Raw genomic sequence first — 15714 nt, 5'->3', positions numbered from 1 at the left:
GGACAGCGAGCGCATAATTGAACGCGATGACTGAACCCGGAAATCAGGCAAGAAGACCCGCAATCCTGACAGTCGACGATGACCCTGCAGTGTCCCGCGCGGTCGCCCGCGACCTTCGCAGACACTACGGCGAGCGGTACCGCATCGTGCGGGCCGAGTCCGGTGCAGATGCCCTCGAGACTCTCAAAGAACTCAAGCTGCGCGGCGACACCGTGGCGGTGTTCGTCGCCGACTACCGAATGCCGCAGATGAGCGGGATCGAATTCCTCGAGAAGGCGATGGATTTCTTCCCGCTGGCACGCCGGGTGCTGCTCACGGCGTACGCCGACACCCACGCCGCCATCGACGCCATCAACGTCGTCGACCTGGACCACTACCTGCTCAAGCCATGGGATCCGCCCGAGGAGAAGCTCTACCCGGTCATCGACGGCCTGCTCGAGGAGTGGCAGTCGGTGGGCGACCGCGCGATGCCCTACACCAAGGTCATCGTGCACCGATACAGCGAGCGCTCGTGGGAGGTGCGGCAGTTCCTGGCGCGCAACCAATACTCGTTCCGCGCCGTCAACGCCGACGAGCCCAAAGGTCAGCAACTACTCGAAGCCGCAGGCCTCGACAACACCCGGCTGCCGGTCGTCATCACCGAGAAGGGCGAGACGCTCGTCGAGCCGACCGACGTCGAGCTGGCCACCATGCTGGGCCTGTCGACCAGTCCGCAGCTCCAGATGTATGACCTCGCGGTGATCGGCGGCGGGCCCGCGGGCCTGGCCGCCGCGGTGTACGGCGCCTCGGAGGGGCTCAAGACGGTGCTGGTCGAAAAGTCCTCCACCGGCGGGCAGGCCGGCCGCAGCTCAAAGATCGAGAACTACCTGGGCTTTCCCACCGGCGTCTCGGGTGCCGAGCTCACCACGTCGGCGCGCCGGCAGGCCGAACGCTTCGGCGCCGAGGTCATCACCACCCAGGAGGCGGGCAAGCTCAGCGTCAACGGCGTCGGCGCCGCCCATTCCATTCAGCTCAACGAGGACAACACCATCGGCGCGCGCGCCATCATCCTCGCCACCGGCGTCGACTACCGCCAGCTGCAGATCACGGGGTGCTGGGACGACCCCGACGATCCGAGCTGCAACTACATCGGCCGGGGCGTGTACTACGGCGCCTCGGTGTCGGATAACAGCGAATGCGCAGGCGAAGACGTCTTCATCGTCGGTGGCGCCAACTCGGCAGGACAGGCCGCGATGTACATGGCGCAGACGGCCAAGTCGGTCACCATGTTGATCCGCGGGCCTTCACTGGAGGCGGGCATGTCGCAGTATCTCGTCGACCGGATCCAGAAGTCGCCCAACATCACGGTCCGGACCTGCACCGAGGTCGTCAACACCGTCGCGACCGACGGCCACCTGTCCGGCTTGGAGCTGCTCGACAAGCGGACCGACCAGACCGAGACCGTGAACTGTGACCGGATGTGCTGCTTCATCGGGGCCACGCCACGCACCGACTGGCTGGAGGAAGCGGGAATAGCCCGCGACGATTACGGCTTTGTGCTTTCCGGTCCGGACGTGATGAAGGTCAGCGGCTGGACGCTCGACCGGCCGCCGCATCACCTGGAAACAAGTGTGCCGGGTGTGTTTGTTGCAGGAGACGTGCGTTCGGAGTCCGCGAAGCGGGTTGCGGCCGCCGTCGGCGAAGGATCGATGGCAGTGATGTTGGTGCACAGGTACTTGGCGGAAGCCTAGAGAGGACGGTTCCCATGGGCTCGAAGACGGGCGGGGAATGTCTGCGCGACGAGCTTCGCACGCTGTTCCTGTTCGAGCACCTCACCGACGCGCAGCTCGACATCCTGTGTGAGGCGGGCAGCATCGAGACCTTCCCTGCTGGACCACTTGTCGTCGAGGGTGAACCGGCGACCTGCTTCTACGTGATGATCGACGGCGAACTGGTGATGTCGAAGCGCTCCGGCGGGGTCGACATCCAGACCAACAAGACGTCGCAACGCGGGGTGTACTTCGGCGCGTGGTCGGCGTATGTGCCGGGTGAGGAGCACATCTACGAGGCGAGCGTGCGGCTGAGCAAGCCGTCGCGCTGCTTCGTCCTCGACGCCAACGCGTTCGCGGGCTTCATGCAGACCCAGTTCCCGATGGCCGTGCACCTGTTGGAGGGCCACATGGTCGGCGGTCGCAGGCAGAGCCAGATCATCGGGCAGCGCGAGAAGCTGCTGGCGCTCGGCACCATCACCGCGGGGCTGACCCATCAGCTGAACAACCCGGCCGCCGCGACCGCCCGCGCCGTCGCCGATCTCCGCGAAGGTGTTGGCCATATGCGGCACAAGCTGGCGATGGTGGCCGAAGCCAAGTTCACGCCCGAGGCGTTGCGCGTCCTTGTCAACATCCAGGACCAGGTCGCCGAGCAGGTGGCCAAGAACAAGGACCTGGAGCTCTCCGCCCTCGAGGCGTCCGACCGCGAGGACCAGATCGGCGACTGGCTGGAGGACCACGAAATCGCGGGCGCCTGGGACTATGCGCCGACCTTCGTGGAAGCCGGGCTGGACACCGACTGGCTGGAGCGGGTGTCGTCGCTGGTCGACGACGTCGACGCCTCAGCGTCGTTGCAGAGTGCGATCGGGTGGCTGAAGTACACCATCGACAACGAACTGCGGATGAACGAGATCGCCGAGGCCAGCAAGCGCATCTCGGCACTGCTCGCCGACGCCAAGCAGTACTCGCAGATGGACCGCGGCGCGTATCAGAGCGCCAACGTCCACGAACTGCTGCGCAGCACGATCATGATGTTCGGCGACAAGGTCGGTTACCAAGGCAAGGGCAGGCCGGTCACGATCATCAAGGACATGGACAAGACGCTGCCCGAATTACAGTGTTACCCAGGCGATCTCAACCAGGTGTGGACGAATATCATCGACAACGCGATCCAGGCGATGGACGGCAAGGGCACGTTGATCATTCGCACGGCGCGGGAGAACGACCAGATGATCCGCGTGGAGATCTGCGACGACGGCCCCGGCATCCCCGAGGACATCATCGGTCGCATCTTCACGCCGTTCTTCACCACCAAGCCGTTCGGCGAGGGCACCGGCCTCGGACTCGACCTCGCATGGCGCATCGTCGTCGAGAAGCACGGCGGAAACATGTCGGTGCAGTCCAAGCCTGGCGATACGCGTTTCATCGTGTGCCTGCCGCTGGTCGCGCCGCCCCCACTGACTCCGACACCCGGTGAGCTGTCGGCGGCCGGAACCGAATAGTTTCCAATCATCGCGCGCCTATCGGAATAGCCACCTACAGAGCCGAGGTTGACCCCACCATGACGAAACCTCAGCTCGGCAAGTTCGGCGTGTTCGGCCACTACTCGCTGTGGAAGCAGGTGTCCCCGCAGCAGCTCAAGGACATCGAGGCCCTCGGCTACGGAGCCATCTGGGCCGGCGGATCGCCCCCCGCCGAACTGGAGTGGATCGACCCCATCCTGGCGGCCACCGACAGCCTGGCGCTGGCCACCGGCATCGTCAACATCTGGACCGCGGCAGCGGGGCCGGTCGCCGAGTCGTACCACCGCATCGAGAAGGCCTACCCCGGCCGGTTCCTCCTCGGCATCGGCGTCGGCCACCCAGAGGCGCACACCGAATACAAGAAGCCCTACGACGCGCTGAGCGACTACCTCGATGAACTCGACCAGCACGGGGTTCCGAAGGACCGCATCGTGGTCGCGGCGCTCGGCCCGCAGGTGCTCAAGCTGTCGGCGCGCCGCAGCGCCGGTGCACACCCGTACCTGACCACGCCAGAGCACACTGCACAGGCGCGCGAGCTGATCGGGCCCGACGCATTCCTCGCCCCCGAGCACAAGGTGGTGCTGACCACCGACGCCGAGCAGGCCCGCGCCACCGGGCGCAAGGCGCTGGAGATCTACCTGAACCTGGCCAACTACCTCAACAACTGGAAGCGGCTCGGCTTCACCGATGCCGACGTCGCCAAGCCGGGTAGTGATGCGCTGGTCGACGCGGTGATCGCATATGGCACCACCGACGCCATCGCGGCGCGGCTCACCGAGCATCTGACCGCAGGCGCCGACCATGTTCCGGTTCAGGTGTTGACGGGTATTGACAAGCTCGTGCCCGCGCTCACCGAACTCGCGGGACCGCTTGGACTTCAATGAGGGGACATCCATGACCGACTCCGTCAGCCTGAAACCCGACCTCGGCCGTTTCGGGGTGTGGACGTTCGGCGCCCCCAAACCCGAGCAGGCCGTCGAGATCGAGAAGCTGGGCTACGGCGCCCTGTGGATCGGCGGGTCGCCTGCGGGTGACCTGAACTACGTCGAGCCGATCCTCGAGCAAACCGAGACGCTGCAGGTGGCCACCGGCATCGTCAACGTGTGGACGGCCCCCGCCGGGGAGGTCGCCGAGGCTTACCACCGTGTCGAGAACGCCTACCCGGGCCGGTTCCTGCTCGGTATCGGCATCGGTCATCCCGAGCACACCGACGAGTACCGCAAGCCCTATGACGTCCTGGTCTCCTACCTCGACGCGCTGGACGCCGCCAAGGTGCCCACCAGCCGACTGGTGATCGCGGCGCTCGGGCCGAAGGTGCTCAAGCTGGCCGCGCAACGCAGCGCGGGCGCGCACCCGTACCTGACGACGCCGGAGCACACCGGCTCGGCCCGCGAATTAATCGGTCCCACAGTATATTTGGCACCCGAGCACAAGGTGGTGCTGTCCACCGACGTGGACGAGGCGCGCGAGATCGGCAGGAAAACCGTCGACTTCTACCTGAACCTGAGCAACTACCTGAACAGCTGGAAGCGGCTCGGCTTCACCGACAAGGACGTCGCCAAGCCCGGCAGCGACCGGCTGATCGACGCGCTGGTCGCCTACGGCACGCCCGACGACATCGCGGCCCGGCTGAACCAGCACCTGGAGGCCGGGGCGGATCACGTCACGATCCAGGTGCTCGGCGGCGAGGACAAGCTGCTGCCGACGCTCAAGGAGCTTGCCGGGCCGTTGGGGCTGACGGGCTGAAAGGCCGACCGTTACGGTAGGTCCATGCGGTTGCTGGTCACGGGGGGCGCTGGGTTCATCGGCGCCAACTTCGTGCACGGCGCGGTAGGTGAGCATGCGGTGACGGTGCTCGACGCACTCACCTATGCAGGCAGCCGCGAATCGCTGGCACCGGTCGACGACGACATCCGCCTCGTGCAGGGCGACATCGCCGACGCGGAGTTGGTGACGAAGCTTGTCGCCGAGGCCGACGCCGTCGTGCATTTCGCCGCGGAAACACACGTCGACAACGCGCTGGCCGACCCCGAACCGTTCTTGCACACCAACGTGATCGGCACCTACACGGTGCTGGAGGCGGTGCGCAGGCACGGGGTGCGGCTGCACCACATCTCGACCGACGAGGTGTACGGGGATTTGGCGCTGGACGAACCGGCCCGGTTCACCGCCGCGACACCGTACAACCCGTCGAGCCCGTACTCGTCCACGAAGGCCGCCGCCGATATGTTGGTGCGCGCCTGGGTGCGGTCCTACGGCGTGCGCGCGACGATTTCCAACTGCTCCAACAACTATGGGCCATACCAGCATGTGGAGAAGTTCATCCCGCGCCAGATCACCAACGTGCTGACCGGCAGGCGCCCGAAGTTGTACGGCGCAGGCACCAACGTTCGTGACTGGATCCACGTCGACGATCACAACAGCGCGGTGTGGCGGATTCTTACCGACGGTCAGATCGGGCGCACGTATCTGATTGGCGCAGAAGGTGAACGCGACAACCTTTCGGTGATGCGGACAATACTGGCGCTGATGGACCGCGACCCTGACGATTTCGATCATGTCGTCGACCGTGTCGGTCACGACCTGCGCTACGCGATCGACCCGTCACAGCTGTGCGATGAGCTCGGGTGGAAACCCAGGCGCACCGACTTCCAAGAGGGCCTCAGCGCGACGATCGACTGGTATCGCGATAGCGAGTCGTGGTGGCGTCCGTTGAAGGAACAGGTCGAATCCACCTATCAGATGCGTGGCCAGTGACGTGCAAGTGCGCGAGCTAGCCATCCCCGGCGCGTGGGAAATCACCCCGCAGCAGCACGCCGACGACCGCGGCGTCTTCTACGAGTGGTTCACCGATGCCGCGTTCCACGGGTTCACCGGGCATCGACTGGATCTGCGCCAGGCGAACTGCTCGGTGTCGGCGGCTGGCGTGCTTAGGGGGCTGCATTTCGCGCAGCTGCCGCCGAGCCAGGCGAAGTACGTGACGTGCCTGCGCGGTGCCGTCTTCGATGTCGTTGTCGACATCCGGGTCGGCTCACCGACTTTCGGGCAATGGGACTCGGTTCTGCTCGACGACCGCAGCCGCCGTTCGGTGTACATCAGCGAAGGCTTAGCGCACGGCTTCCAAGCGCTATACGAACATTCGACGGTGATGTACCTCTGCTCGGCGGGGTACGACCCGGCCCGTGAACACACCATCCGGGCCACCGATCCGGCCTTGGCCATCCGTTGGCCCGGCACTGATCACGCGCTCTCCGACCGCGACGCCGATGCGCCGACGCTCGACGAGGTCAAGGCCGCGGGCCTGCTGCCGACGTGGGATGAGGCCACGGCGTTCGTCGAAGACCTCCGCCGCCGCGAATAGGCTCTAGTCGTCGGCTTCCTTCGCCGCGTGCTTCCCGCTCACCGCGTTGTCGACTGCGGCCTTGATGTCGGTGGCTGCTTCGCGCAACGGAGCGTGATGTCGGCCGCCGGTTTCATTGTCGGAGGCCGACTTTCGCGGCACGGCCATGAACGAATCCCGCACGGTTTGCGTCTGCCGGTTGCTGCTCGAGGACGTCGTCGATGCCGTGCGCGGGATCTGGATGTCGATCGGGATCGGGCGCCCGATCGAGATGGAGCCGACCTTGACGGTGCCACCGATCGCGCCTTCAACGGAGAGCTGGCCGTCCTTCAGCTCAGCGACAACCTTGTTGGTCGAAAAGTCTCCCGAAATGATGTTCGTTCCGCCGAGCTGCAGGCCGCCGCTTACTGGCGCGCCGACCGTGAGGAACGCGGTCCTACCACCACAGCTCGCTTGCGCCGAACCCAAGCAGAGTCCGACATCGCCGCTAAGATTGCCATGCCCACCCGCGGAGCCTGCCAAAGACCCGAGGTTGAAGTCGACGTCGGGATTTGCGTCAATGGCGGTGCCTTCGCCTACGACCTTGAACCCATCGAATGGCATCAGCGCCAGTTCGCCGTTGAAATCGCCGACAGTCCGCTGTCCGACAACGTTGACTCCACTGTCGAACAGCGACAGATTGCGCGTGACTGAGGCGTCCGCCAGGGTGCCGTAAAGCGATGCACCGATACCCCCGGATCCACCGAGAAGCGGCTTGAAATGGATCGATCGACTGGTGTCGGTGGCGTCCGATCCACTCGCGATGCCGAGAAGACCCCAAGAGCCCAGTTGTCCCCGCGCCGAGTCCCACCCGAAATCGATGTATTCGCCGGGTTGGCGGACGGCCTGAACCAGCCAGTTGGTGTTGGAGTCGACTGTCGTGGTCAATCCAGGCAGGTCATACGTGTTCCCGGCGTTTTGGATGAGCCCAAGCAGAAGGGGGTTGGTGCCCGCCTGGATAGCGAGTTCCCGCCAGACTGTCAACGGGCCAACCGTCTCATCGAAATCGATGATCGGGATCGTGACGGCGGCCAGGTCCGCTTCGGCGATCGCCACAGATTCGTCGGGCTCATGTACCGCGACCGCGTTCGCTGCCCCGAGGCCCGCCGTGATGGCGCCGGCTACAACGGCGGTTACATATGTGCTTGGTGTCCCCATGCGAAGACGGTAATTGACGCATACGTTATGGCGGGCGCGCACCCCCGACAACGCAAGACTTCTCACTCACCGGGCGGCAGCAGCATCGTCTGCCACGACTTGCCCGCGGTAGCGCCGCGCGCCAGGTCAGCCTGGGTGTAGTGGCGGCCGTCGGGGCCCACATAGCCACCGGTGGCCGGGTCGTATTCGGCCACAGCCAGCGGCGGCGCCTCGGGCGCGGGCGCAGCCGCTGCGGGAGGTGCTTGCCCGGGAGGCAGCTGTGGAATCGGCTGGCCGGACAGCGTGGCGTTCGGGTCTCCCTTCCAGTTGACCCCGTCGTTGAGCGGCACGTACTGCTCGTTGCTCTCGCACATCGCGACCGTGGGCGCGCGCTTTCCTGGCACGGTTTCACAGGGGATGTTGCGGGCGCCGCGCACGTTGAACTGCGAATCCTGCGGTGTGCGGCAGTAGAGGTCACCGGCCGGCCGCTGTGGATAGTCCTCGAGCGCGGCAACGCGCTGTTGCTGCGCCGGCATAAACCCCGTGGTGCAGGGTGGCGGGAGGTTGAGGTTCAGGTTGAAGCTCAGGTATTGGCCCTTGTAGTCCTGCTTGGTGTTGAGGTTGCCGAGGATGCCGGCCTGTCCGGCGGCGATGGCTTGAGGGAACACCACCAGCAGCTGTTCGATGTCGTTTTGATAGGTGAGCGCTACTTGCCCGACACTGACGAGGTTGGCCAACAGGATCGGCAAGGTGGGCGCCAGCCGCTCGACCAGTTGGCGCACCTCCGCGGCCGCTGGGCCGCCCTTGGCTATGACGCCGGCGACCGCCTCGTCGTGGGTCTGCAATTCGGCGGTCACCGTGGCCAGTTGCGATGCCCACGCCTGAATCGCATCGGAGGTGGTGGTCTGCGAATCCAACACGGGCTGGGCGTTATCGATCAGCGTGGTAAGCGGGTCGAGATTCTCGCGAGCGTCGATGGCCAGGGTGGATGCGCCTTGGATCACGCGGGATAGCTCTGGGCCGAGCCCGCCTACTGCGGTGTAGGACTCGTCGATCACGGTCTTGAGGTTGTCGCGGGGGATGGCCCGCAGACCGGTGCTTGCCGCGGCGAGCAGAGCGTTGACGTCCGGCGGCACGGAGGTATCGGCCAGGGCAATCACGTCGCCGTTCTTCAGCGGCGGCGAGGCGCCGTTACGGGGTAGCAGCAGGACATAGGATTCACCGACCGCGGATTGGCTGTGAACCTCGGCTTCGAGGTCTGAGGGGATGTCGATGCCGGATGTCAGCGACAGCACCGCCTCGACGCCGGTTTCGGTCAGACGCACCGATTCCACCCGGCCGACCTTCGTACCGCGATATGTGACATTGCCGGATTTGTATAGCCCACCGGACTTCGGCAGTTCCATCGTCACGGTGTACCGGCCGACGCCGAACAGCATGGCGGGCAGGTTGATGAAGTGCAGCGCCATCACCGCAACCGTGACAACCATGACGACCGTGAAGATGGTCAGCTGAATTCTTATCCGTCGGCTCAAGCGCATGCTAGGGGCCCTGGTCCCACTGGTAGGGGATGGCCAGCGGGTTGCCGGGGCCGTTCGGGCCGCCAGACATGCAGGGGCTGGGGAACTGGCCGATGGTTCGGCCCCACTGCAGCTCGAGCTCGGTCAGGTCGCACTCAAATCGGGTGCCGGTGAAGATTCCTTGGTCGATGCGGCTGAGCGTGAGGTCGACGATGGCGGTCAAGTTGGCGTAGTCACCGCGTTGGAAGTTTTCAAAGGTTTCATTCGGAAAGGGGAAGGTGGCAAGCAGGCTCAGGGATCGCGTCAGGCTGGGACCGGCGTTGGCCAGCGACTCCAACACCGGTCCGATTTGCTTCAACTCCTTCACCAAGTTGTCCTTGGTCTGATCGACCGTGTCGACGGTCAGGGCGCTGAACTTGCCAAGCCCATCGGCCGCCTTGACCAAGTCGTCCCGTTGGGAGTTGAGCACTGCCAGCGCGTCGGGGACGATGGCCAGCGCCCGATCCAGGACGGGTTGCTGTACGGCGAATTTCCCGACCAGGTTGTTGAGGCTGTCGGTGGCCGCGATGATGTCGCCGGTCTGGTCGTTGAGGTGGGTGGTGAATTCGCCCAGCTGAGTGATCAAGCTCCGTACGTCTTGCTCGCGGCCCCGAAACGCGGTGGAAAGCGCCTCGGTGATGTCCTGTACCTGGCCCAGCCCGCCGCCATTGAGCACCATCGACAGCGTCGCCAGTGTCTGCTCGGTGCTCGGATAGGCACCGCCTTGCGGCAGCGGAATGACCGAGCCGTCTCCCAGCCTGCCTTGTGGAGGTTCGTTTGTTGGCGGCGCAAGTTCGATGTGCAAGGAACCCAGCAGGCTGGTTGTGCCGATCTTGGCGGTCGCATTGGCGGGCAGCTTGACGTCACCGTTCAGACGCATGCTCAGCAACGCATGCCACCCTTGGCGTTCGATTTTGGTGACATGACCGACGGTTACGTCTGCGACACGCACCCGCGAGTTCGGCTCAATGTTGTTGACGTCAGGCATTTGCGCCTGGATCAGGAAAGAGCCCGAGCCGGTGCCCTGGGTGCCGGGCAGGGGCAGCGAATTGAGCCCGCGCCAGCCACAGCCGGGTATCGCGGCCACGAGCAGGACCATCATCAGGTTGGCGGCCACGCGCCGGGAGCGTCGCCGTGTCACGGGCCACCTCCGGGAGGCACCATCATGCCGGGGAGCCCCTCGATGGGGTCGGTAACCTGCGGCGCGGTGAAGACCGCGGCAGGGTCAGACGCTTCGGCGGCCAAGGGGACGCCCGGCGGCGGATCGGCTGCCGGCGGAACGTAGTCGGGCCGCATCCATGGCTCGCTGTAGGTGACTTCGTTGGGCCGGGCCTGCGCGCCGACGACGAGGTTCTCTCCCAACGGCGGGAAGTTGTATTGGCGGTTCTTCACGATGGGCGCCAAGTACTGCGCGCACAGTTTCGCCGATTGATCGCCACCCAGGCGGGATGCCGATTGTATTGCACCACACAGGAACGAGACCGGGTTCGCGAAGTTGTTGATGGCCAGCGCGCCGGTCAGTGAACCGTTGGCGGGCTCGTAGATGTTGTTGTAGTTCTGCAACACCGTCGGGGCGATGTGCAGCGTCTGCTTGATGTCGTCGAGGCTGTCAACCAGTACGCGGGTGATCGAGGCCATCGTGTCCGACGCGGTGCCGATCGCCTCGGTGTTGTCGGCGGCGAAGTTTTGCACGTCGGCCACGACCGTGTTGAGGTCCTCGACCGCCTGACCGACCTTGTTTGGGTCGTCGGCCAGCAGCGAGGTCACGTCCGCCAGGTTGTGATTGAGTGCCTCGAGCAGATCGGCACTGTCGCTCAATGCGGACACCAGCGTCGAGAGGTTCTTGAACGTGGCGAAGATGTCGTTGCTGTGGTCGCCGAGGATCGACACCGCCTGCGACAGCTTGATGATGGTGTCGCGGATCGTAGAGCCTTGCCCGCGCAGGTTGTCTGCGGTGGTGTTGATCAGTGCACCCAGCGTGCTCACGCCACCGGGCGTTGTCGGCTTGAGCAGTTCGGTCAGGCGCTCGAGTTGGTCGCGTAGGTCGTCCCATTCGACGGGCACCGCGGTGCGGTCGTCGGGGATCACCGCGCCGTCGGCCATCGTCGGTCCGCCGGTGTAGGGCGGTGTGAGCTGGATTGTCCTGCCGGTTACCAGCTGCGGTGCCAGGATCACGGCCTTGGCATCGGCAGGGACCTTGTACGCGCTGTCGAACCAGAAGGTGATCTTGGCCCGCTCGGGCTGCGGTTCGACGGCTTCGATCGTGCCGACCGGCACGCCTCGAATGAGCACGTGGTCGCCGGCAAACACCCCGGTGCTGTTCTCGAAGTAGGCCACTACCGTCGTTCGGGCGATCTGTGCGGGCATGCGTACCGCGACGAACAGGCCCGCAACCAACAGCAGCACCAGTGCCATCGCCATGACGACGCGGGCGGTTCGCTTCGACCACATCACGGCTGGACTCCCGGTTGCTGGACGGGCGGCGCCTCGCCAGGGGCCGGCACGTATACCGGAGAGGGAGTCGGCTCGGGCGTGGAGGCCGACTCGGGCGGGGCAGCCGCCGGCGGCCCCGGCGGCGGGCCGCCGGGCGGTGGGGGCGGCGGCGGTTGGTGGTAGGGATAGCGCGGATCACCGGGGTTGCCGGTGATCGCGTCGGGCAGATGCAGCCTCGGTTCCCCACCCTGGCCAGTGCGCGGGTAGGGCACCGGCAACGCCGGGGTCCCCTGCTGGCCGGTCGGCGGGTCGGTCAGCTCTGAGGGCAGCAACGTGGCCGGATCCAATCCCAGATCCGAAAACGCCGCGTCGACGAACGGTTGCACGAACTGACCAGGGAAGAGGTTGACCACATAGGCTTTGAAGAACGGGCCAGAGGAAAGCGATTCACCAAGCGACATGACGTAGGTGTTGATCAGTTTGATGGCCTGCTGCACGCGCTCCTTGCGGCCGTCGACGATCGCCAGTACTCCGTTGAGCTTGTCCAGCGCCGGCCGCAGCTGCTGCCGGTTCTCGGCGATGAACCCCTGTAGCTGCCGCGACACCGCCGAGATGTTTGCCCAGATCTGATCCAACGCCGCGCTTTGTGTCCGCAGCTGCGCGAGTAGCGCATTGGTGTCTTTAACCAGGCTCACGATGTGGTCGGTGCGTTTGGCCAGCACCCCGGTCGCTTGGGCTGCGTTGTCCAGCAACGTGCGAAGTTGAGCGTCGCGAGTGTCGAGTGTTTGCGCAAAGCGCGCCACGCCCGCCACTGCATCCTTCAGATCTGGTGGGGTGGCCGAAAAGGTCTCGGCCAAGGTGGCCAACGAGTCCGACAGCTGGCCGGTGTTCAGGCCGCTGATCGTGGTGGCCAAGTCACCGAGGGCATCGGGCAGCTGGTACGGCGAAACCGTGCGCTCGAGCGGAATGGCACCATCGAGCTGGCCGCCCCCACGCGGGGTCACGTCCACGATCTTGGCGCCCAGCAGGCTCTTTGTTTTGATCGCGGCCTCGGTGCGGTCGCCCAGCCGCACATCGGTACCGATCTTGAATGTGACAAGCACGCCGGTGTCGTCGAGTTCGATGGCCGAGACGTTGCCCACCACATAGCCGGAGACTTCGACACCCGCACCCGTGTTCAGCCCGCCGGCGTCGGCGAAATAGGCCGAGTACTCCCTATCCGAGTTGAGGAAGGGCAGGTTCTGGTACTGCAGCGCGGCCAGCACCATCACGGCGACTGTCACGACGCCGACGGCGCCGATAAGCAACGGGCTGCGTTCGGAGAATGACTTCACTTCGGCGCGCACCGCCCCGTGCTCTGACCGGCCACCTTGACATACACCGGCTGGCCCCCCTTTCCGTTGAGCTTGAGCACCACGTCGCACAGGTAGAAACTGAAGTAGTCGCCATACATGCCCTGCCGGACCAGCGCCTGGTACCGGTCCGGCAGCGTGTTGAGCAGATTGTCGAGGTAATCGTGGTCAGCCACGGCGATCCCCGCTACCCGGTCGGTCTCGGCGACCACCTTTTGGAACGGCGCCCTGGCCTGTGCCAACAAGTCGGCGAGCGAACCGGTGGCGGCGTTGGTGTAGGCCACCGCGTTGGAAATATCGGTCCTGCGTTCGGCCAGCTTGCCAATCAGCTCAGAAAGCGAGGTCACGGCTTTGTCCAGCCGGTCGCTCTGCCCGCCCAGCGACCCCAGCACCACGTTGAGGTTGTCGATGACCTGCCCGATCAGCAGGTCACGGTCGGCCAAAGTATTTGTCACCACCGCGGCCTGCTGCAGGAAAGGGCCAATCGCGGGGCCCTGCCCCTCGAACGCCTCGATCAACTGCTGGGTCAGGTCGTTGACCTGCTGCGGGTTCAGCGCCCGAAACAGCGGCTTGAAGCCACCGATCACCGCATCCAGATCCAGCGCGGGTTGGGTGTTGGTCAGCGGGATGGTCTGTCCGGGACTCAGTGTCTTGACTCCGCCGGTGCCTTCCTCCAGTGCCAGGTAGCGGTCACCGAACAGGTTGTCATACCGGATCACCGCCCGGCTGCCCTGCGTGAGCACGACGGACTTGTCGGCGAAAAACTCCACCCGCACCGTCGCATCGGGGTTGATGGAGACGTTGTCGACCTTGCCGACCTCCACCCCGGCGATCCGCACTATCGTGCCCTTCCTCAGATTGGAGGCGTTGGTGAACTCGGCGAAGTAGCTGTTGCCCGCGCCGAAGCGAAACTGCCCGAAGATCGCCAGCGTCAGGAACGCGACGAACAGGCATACAGCCATGAAGATGCCGAGGCGCCAGATGATGCCCCTGAGGTCAGCCACGGGTTACCTCCTGCTGGTGCGGATCGTCGACGGCCACGATGACAATGGCGATCACGGTGGGGCCTGCCCGTTGTGGTCGAGTTGCGCCGGGCCCGGTCCTGGGGTCGCCGGGGGGACTCCCGGCCACAAAGGCGCCCCGCCCGGCCCGTACAGCGGCGCGCCATACGGCGGCGCCCCTGGGTAGGGAACCGGCCCGATCGCCGGACCTGGAAGGCACTGGCGAATGCTGGGTGGCTCCGGCACGGCGCGGGTCGCTGGAAAGTAGTTCGCCCAGCAGGGATGCCCGAGGCCAGGGTTGGGCCGGATGTCCATGCCGGTCCCCCAACCGGTGTTGGTGATCAGCTGGCGCACCGGGAAGTTCTTGCCGGCCTCCGGCAGCGACCCGCACCCTGGCGCTCCGCCGGGTCCGCCCTTGGCGGCAACGATCGGGAGATTGTCCGGGTACCCGTAGGGATCGTTACCCATCAACAAGGCGACGTCGAGCTGAAGTGTGCGGCCATCGCCGCCCCACGCCGCATAGCCGCCGTTGTCGAGATACCACGTGGTGCCCTTCAGGAAGCACGTGTACACGGGGGCGTGCTGCAACAACAGGTTCGTCGTGGGCTCGAGGGTGTTGACCGCCTCGACGAAATCGTCCTTGCTCGTGGCTAGCAGGTTCGTGCCGGCCTCCGACAAACCGGTGACGTTCAGCAGCAGTCCATCCAGTGCGGCCGCGTGGTTGGTGACGGTAGCGCCGGTGGTGCTGACAGCGTCCAGAATGGCCACGATGTCGTGGGCGGCGGCGTCATAAGTGTCGGTGAAGTTCTTGAGCGAGCGCCAGTTCCCCCCGATGGTTTCGGCGCGCGCGTTAAGGGCCAGCAAGACCTCATTGAGATCTGTGGTGGCTTGGCCCATCCGCTGGCCCTGTCCGCGCACGCCGTCGGCCACTGCGGTCAGCACCGCGTTCAGCTTCAGCGGATCAACTAGCTTGAGCAGCTCGACCACGTTTTCGAACACCGTGTTGATCTCTGTGCTGACATTCTTCGAATGCAGCACGGCGCCGGCGGCCAGCCGGCTGGGGCTCGGGTTCGGCGGATACACCAGCTCGACGAACTTGGTGCCGAACGCGGTTGTCGCACTGATCTGGGCCCCCACGTTGGCCGGGATGTAGCGGATCTGGTCCGGGTCGATCTCCAAGCTCAGACTGGCCCGGTCCGTCCCGCCGCCGATCCGGCTGACCCGGCCGACCTGGACACCGCGCATCATGACGTCGGCGTTGGTCTCCATCACCAGCCCTGCTCGATCCGATGACAGCGTCACGGGCACATACGACCTGAACGTGCCCCGAAACGACACCGCGGTTACGAACAAGAACACGACGATGGCCGTCAACAAGATCAGCGTCCACCATGCACTGGCGATGCGGTGTGTTCCTGCCCTGCGCTTCATGCCACTAGCCGGCCAAGTGGAAGTCGCCGGACTGGCCATAAATGGCGAGCGTCATGATCACGATCAAGATGGACGCGATGACCATCGAGGCACGCACGGCCCGGCCCACGGCCTCGCCCACCCCCGCCGGCCCTGCCTCTTACACACATCT

13 protein-coding genes and 1 pseudogene are annotated in these 15714 nt (G+C 65.3%); 6 read left to right on the top strand and 8 right to left on the bottom strand.

Going from position 1 to position 15714, the window contains the following annotated elements; all coding sequences use genetic code 11:
- Nucleotides 1-26 precede the first annotated feature (26 nt).
- The 6 genes from D6M19_RS31995 to rfbC are packed head-to-tail and all read left to right on the top strand — an operon-like array spanning nucleotide 27 to nucleotide 6632.
- Nucleotides 27-1730: a response regulator gene (locus D6M19_RS31995; RefSeq protein ID WP_123029323.1), complete on the top strand. Its 1704-nt coding sequence runs from the start codon at nucleotides 27-29 to the stop codon at nucleotides 1728-1730.
- Nucleotides 1731-1744: 14 nt separating this feature from the next.
- On the top strand, nucleotides 1745-3250 hold the full coding sequence (locus D6M19_RS31990) for an ATP-binding protein (RefSeq protein ID WP_123029322.1): 1506 nt from the start codon (nucleotides 1745-1747) through the stop codon (nucleotides 3248-3250).
- Nucleotides 3251-3309: 59 nt separating this feature from the next.
- Nucleotides 3310-4155, top strand: a complete 846-nt coding sequence (locus D6M19_RS31985) for an LLM class F420-dependent oxidoreductase (RefSeq protein WP_123029321.1) — start codon at nucleotides 3310-3312, stop codon at nucleotides 4153-4155.
- Nucleotides 4156-4165: 10 nt separating this feature from the next.
- The gene (locus D6M19_RS31980) at nucleotides 4166-5017 is read left to right on the top strand and encodes an LLM class F420-dependent oxidoreductase (protein WP_123029320.1); all 852 of its coding nucleotides are present in this window, start codon (nucleotides 4166-4168) and stop codon (nucleotides 5015-5017) included.
- 24 nt (nucleotides 5018-5041) lie between these two features.
- Nucleotides 5042-6028 carry a dTDP-glucose 4,6-dehydratase gene (gene rfbB / locus D6M19_RS31975; protein WP_123029319.1) on the top strand — a complete coding sequence of 329 codons (987 nt, stop codon included), beginning with the start codon at nucleotides 5042-5044 and terminating at the stop codon, nucleotides 6026-6028.
- A 1-nt stretch (nucleotide 6029) separates the two neighbouring features.
- Entirely contained in the window at nucleotides 6030-6632 is a 603-nt protein-coding gene (gene rfbC / locus D6M19_RS31970) for a dTDP-4-dehydrorhamnose 3,5-epimerase (RefSeq protein ID WP_206428691.1), read from the top strand.
- 3 nt (nucleotides 6633-6635) lie between these two features.
- Here the strand turns inward: rfbC and D6M19_RS31965 are convergent, their stop codons facing one another.
- The 8 genes and pseudogenes from D6M19_RS31965 to D6M19_RS31930 all read right to left on the bottom strand — a co-directional run.
- Nucleotides 6636-7808: a hypothetical protein gene (locus tag D6M19_RS31965; protein WP_123029317.1), complete on the bottom strand. Its 1173-nt coding sequence runs from the start codon at nucleotides 7806-7808 to the stop codon at nucleotides 6636-6638.
- A gap of 62 nt (nucleotides 7809-7870) precedes the next feature.
- Nucleotides 7871-9328, bottom strand: coding sequence for an MCE family protein (locus tag D6M19_RS31960; RefSeq protein ID WP_123029316.1), 1458 nt, complete (start codon nucleotides 9326-9328; stop codon nucleotides 7871-7873).
- Nucleotide 9329: 1 nt separating this feature from the next.
- Nucleotides 9330-10448 (bottom strand): virulence factor Mce family protein, encoded by a 1119-nt coding sequence (locus tag D6M19_RS31955; RefSeq protein ID WP_407665431.1) that lies wholly within the window; start codon nucleotides 10446-10448, stop codon nucleotides 9330-9332.
- A 35-nt stretch (nucleotides 10449-10483) separates the two neighbouring features.
- Nucleotides 10484-11797 (bottom strand): virulence factor Mce family protein, encoded by a 1314-nt coding sequence (locus tag D6M19_RS31950; protein WP_123029314.1) that lies wholly within the window; start codon nucleotides 11795-11797, stop codon nucleotides 10484-10486.
- Nucleotides 11797-13113, bottom strand: a complete 1317-nt coding sequence (locus D6M19_RS31945) for an MCE family protein (RefSeq protein ID WP_123029343.1) — start codon at nucleotides 13111-13113, stop codon at nucleotides 11797-11799. The genes D6M19_RS31950 and D6M19_RS31945 overlap by 1 nt, the downstream gene beginning before the upstream one ends.
- Nucleotides 13110-14135, bottom strand: a complete 1026-nt coding sequence (locus D6M19_RS31940; protein ID WP_268812348.1) for a virulence factor Mce family protein — start codon at nucleotides 14133-14135, stop codon at nucleotides 13110-13112. Before D6M19_RS31940 ends, D6M19_RS31945 begins: the two co-directional genes overlap by 4 nt.
- Before the next feature lie 51 nt (nucleotides 14136-14186).
- Nucleotides 14187-15563 (bottom strand): MCE family protein, encoded by a 1377-nt coding sequence (locus tag D6M19_RS31935; RefSeq protein ID WP_123029313.1) that lies wholly within the window; start codon nucleotides 15561-15563, stop codon nucleotides 14187-14189.
- 4 nt (nucleotides 15564-15567) lie between these two features.
- Nucleotides 15568-15696: pseudogene (locus D6M19_RS31930) on the bottom strand (ABC transporter permease); the annotation flags it as partial.
- Nucleotides 15697-15714: the final 18 nt, after the last annotated feature.

It is taken from the genome of Mycolicibacterium stellerae, from assembly GCF_003719305.1.
Classification (GTDB): domain Bacteria; phylum Actinomycetota; class Actinomycetes; order Mycobacteriales; family Mycobacteriaceae; genus Mycobacterium; species Mycobacterium stellerae.
This window is presented reverse-complemented; position numbering and strand designations above follow the sequence as displayed.

What these genes read in the sequence shown, in the direction of transcription:
- D6M19_RS31935 (WP_123029313.1), bottom strand. Translation starts at nt 15,563, where the DNA reads ATGAAGCGCAGGGCAGGAACACACCGCATCGCCAGTGCATGGTGGACG.
- D6M19_RS31980 (WP_123029320.1), top strand. Translation starts at nt 4,166, where the DNA reads ATGACCGACTCCGTCAGCCTGAAACCCGACCTCGGCCGTTTCGGGGTG.
- D6M19_RS31995 (WP_123029323.1), top strand. Translation starts at nt 27, where the DNA reads ATGACTGAACCCGGAAATCAGGCAAGAAGACCCGCAATCCTGACAGTC.
- D6M19_RS31950 (WP_123029314.1), bottom strand. Translation starts at nt 11,797, where the DNA reads ATGTGGTCGAAGCGAACCGCCCGCGTCGTCATGGCGATGGCACTGGTG.
- D6M19_RS31985 (WP_123029321.1), top strand. Translation starts at nt 3,310, where the DNA reads ATGACGAAACCTCAGCTCGGCAAGTTCGGCGTGTTCGGCCACTACTCG.
- D6M19_RS31965 (WP_123029317.1), bottom strand. Translation starts at nt 7,808, where the DNA reads ATGGGGACACCAAGCACATATGTAACCGCCGTTGTAGCCGGCGCCATC.
- D6M19_RS31960 (WP_123029316.1), bottom strand. Translation starts at nt 9,328, where the DNA reads ATGCGCTTGAGCCGACGGATAAGAATTCAGCTGACCATCTTCACGGTC.
- D6M19_RS31955 (WP_407665431.1), bottom strand. Translation starts at nt 10,448, where the DNA reads ATGATGGTCCTGCTCGTGGCCGCGATACCCGGCTGTGGCTGGCGCGGG.
- rfbB (WP_123029319.1), top strand. Translation starts at nt 5,042, where the DNA reads ATGCGGTTGCTGGTCACGGGGGGCGCTGGGTTCATCGGCGCCAACTTC.
- D6M19_RS31990 (WP_123029322.1), top strand. Translation starts at nt 1,745, where the DNA reads ATGGGCTCGAAGACGGGCGGGGAATGTCTGCGCGACGAGCTTCGCACG.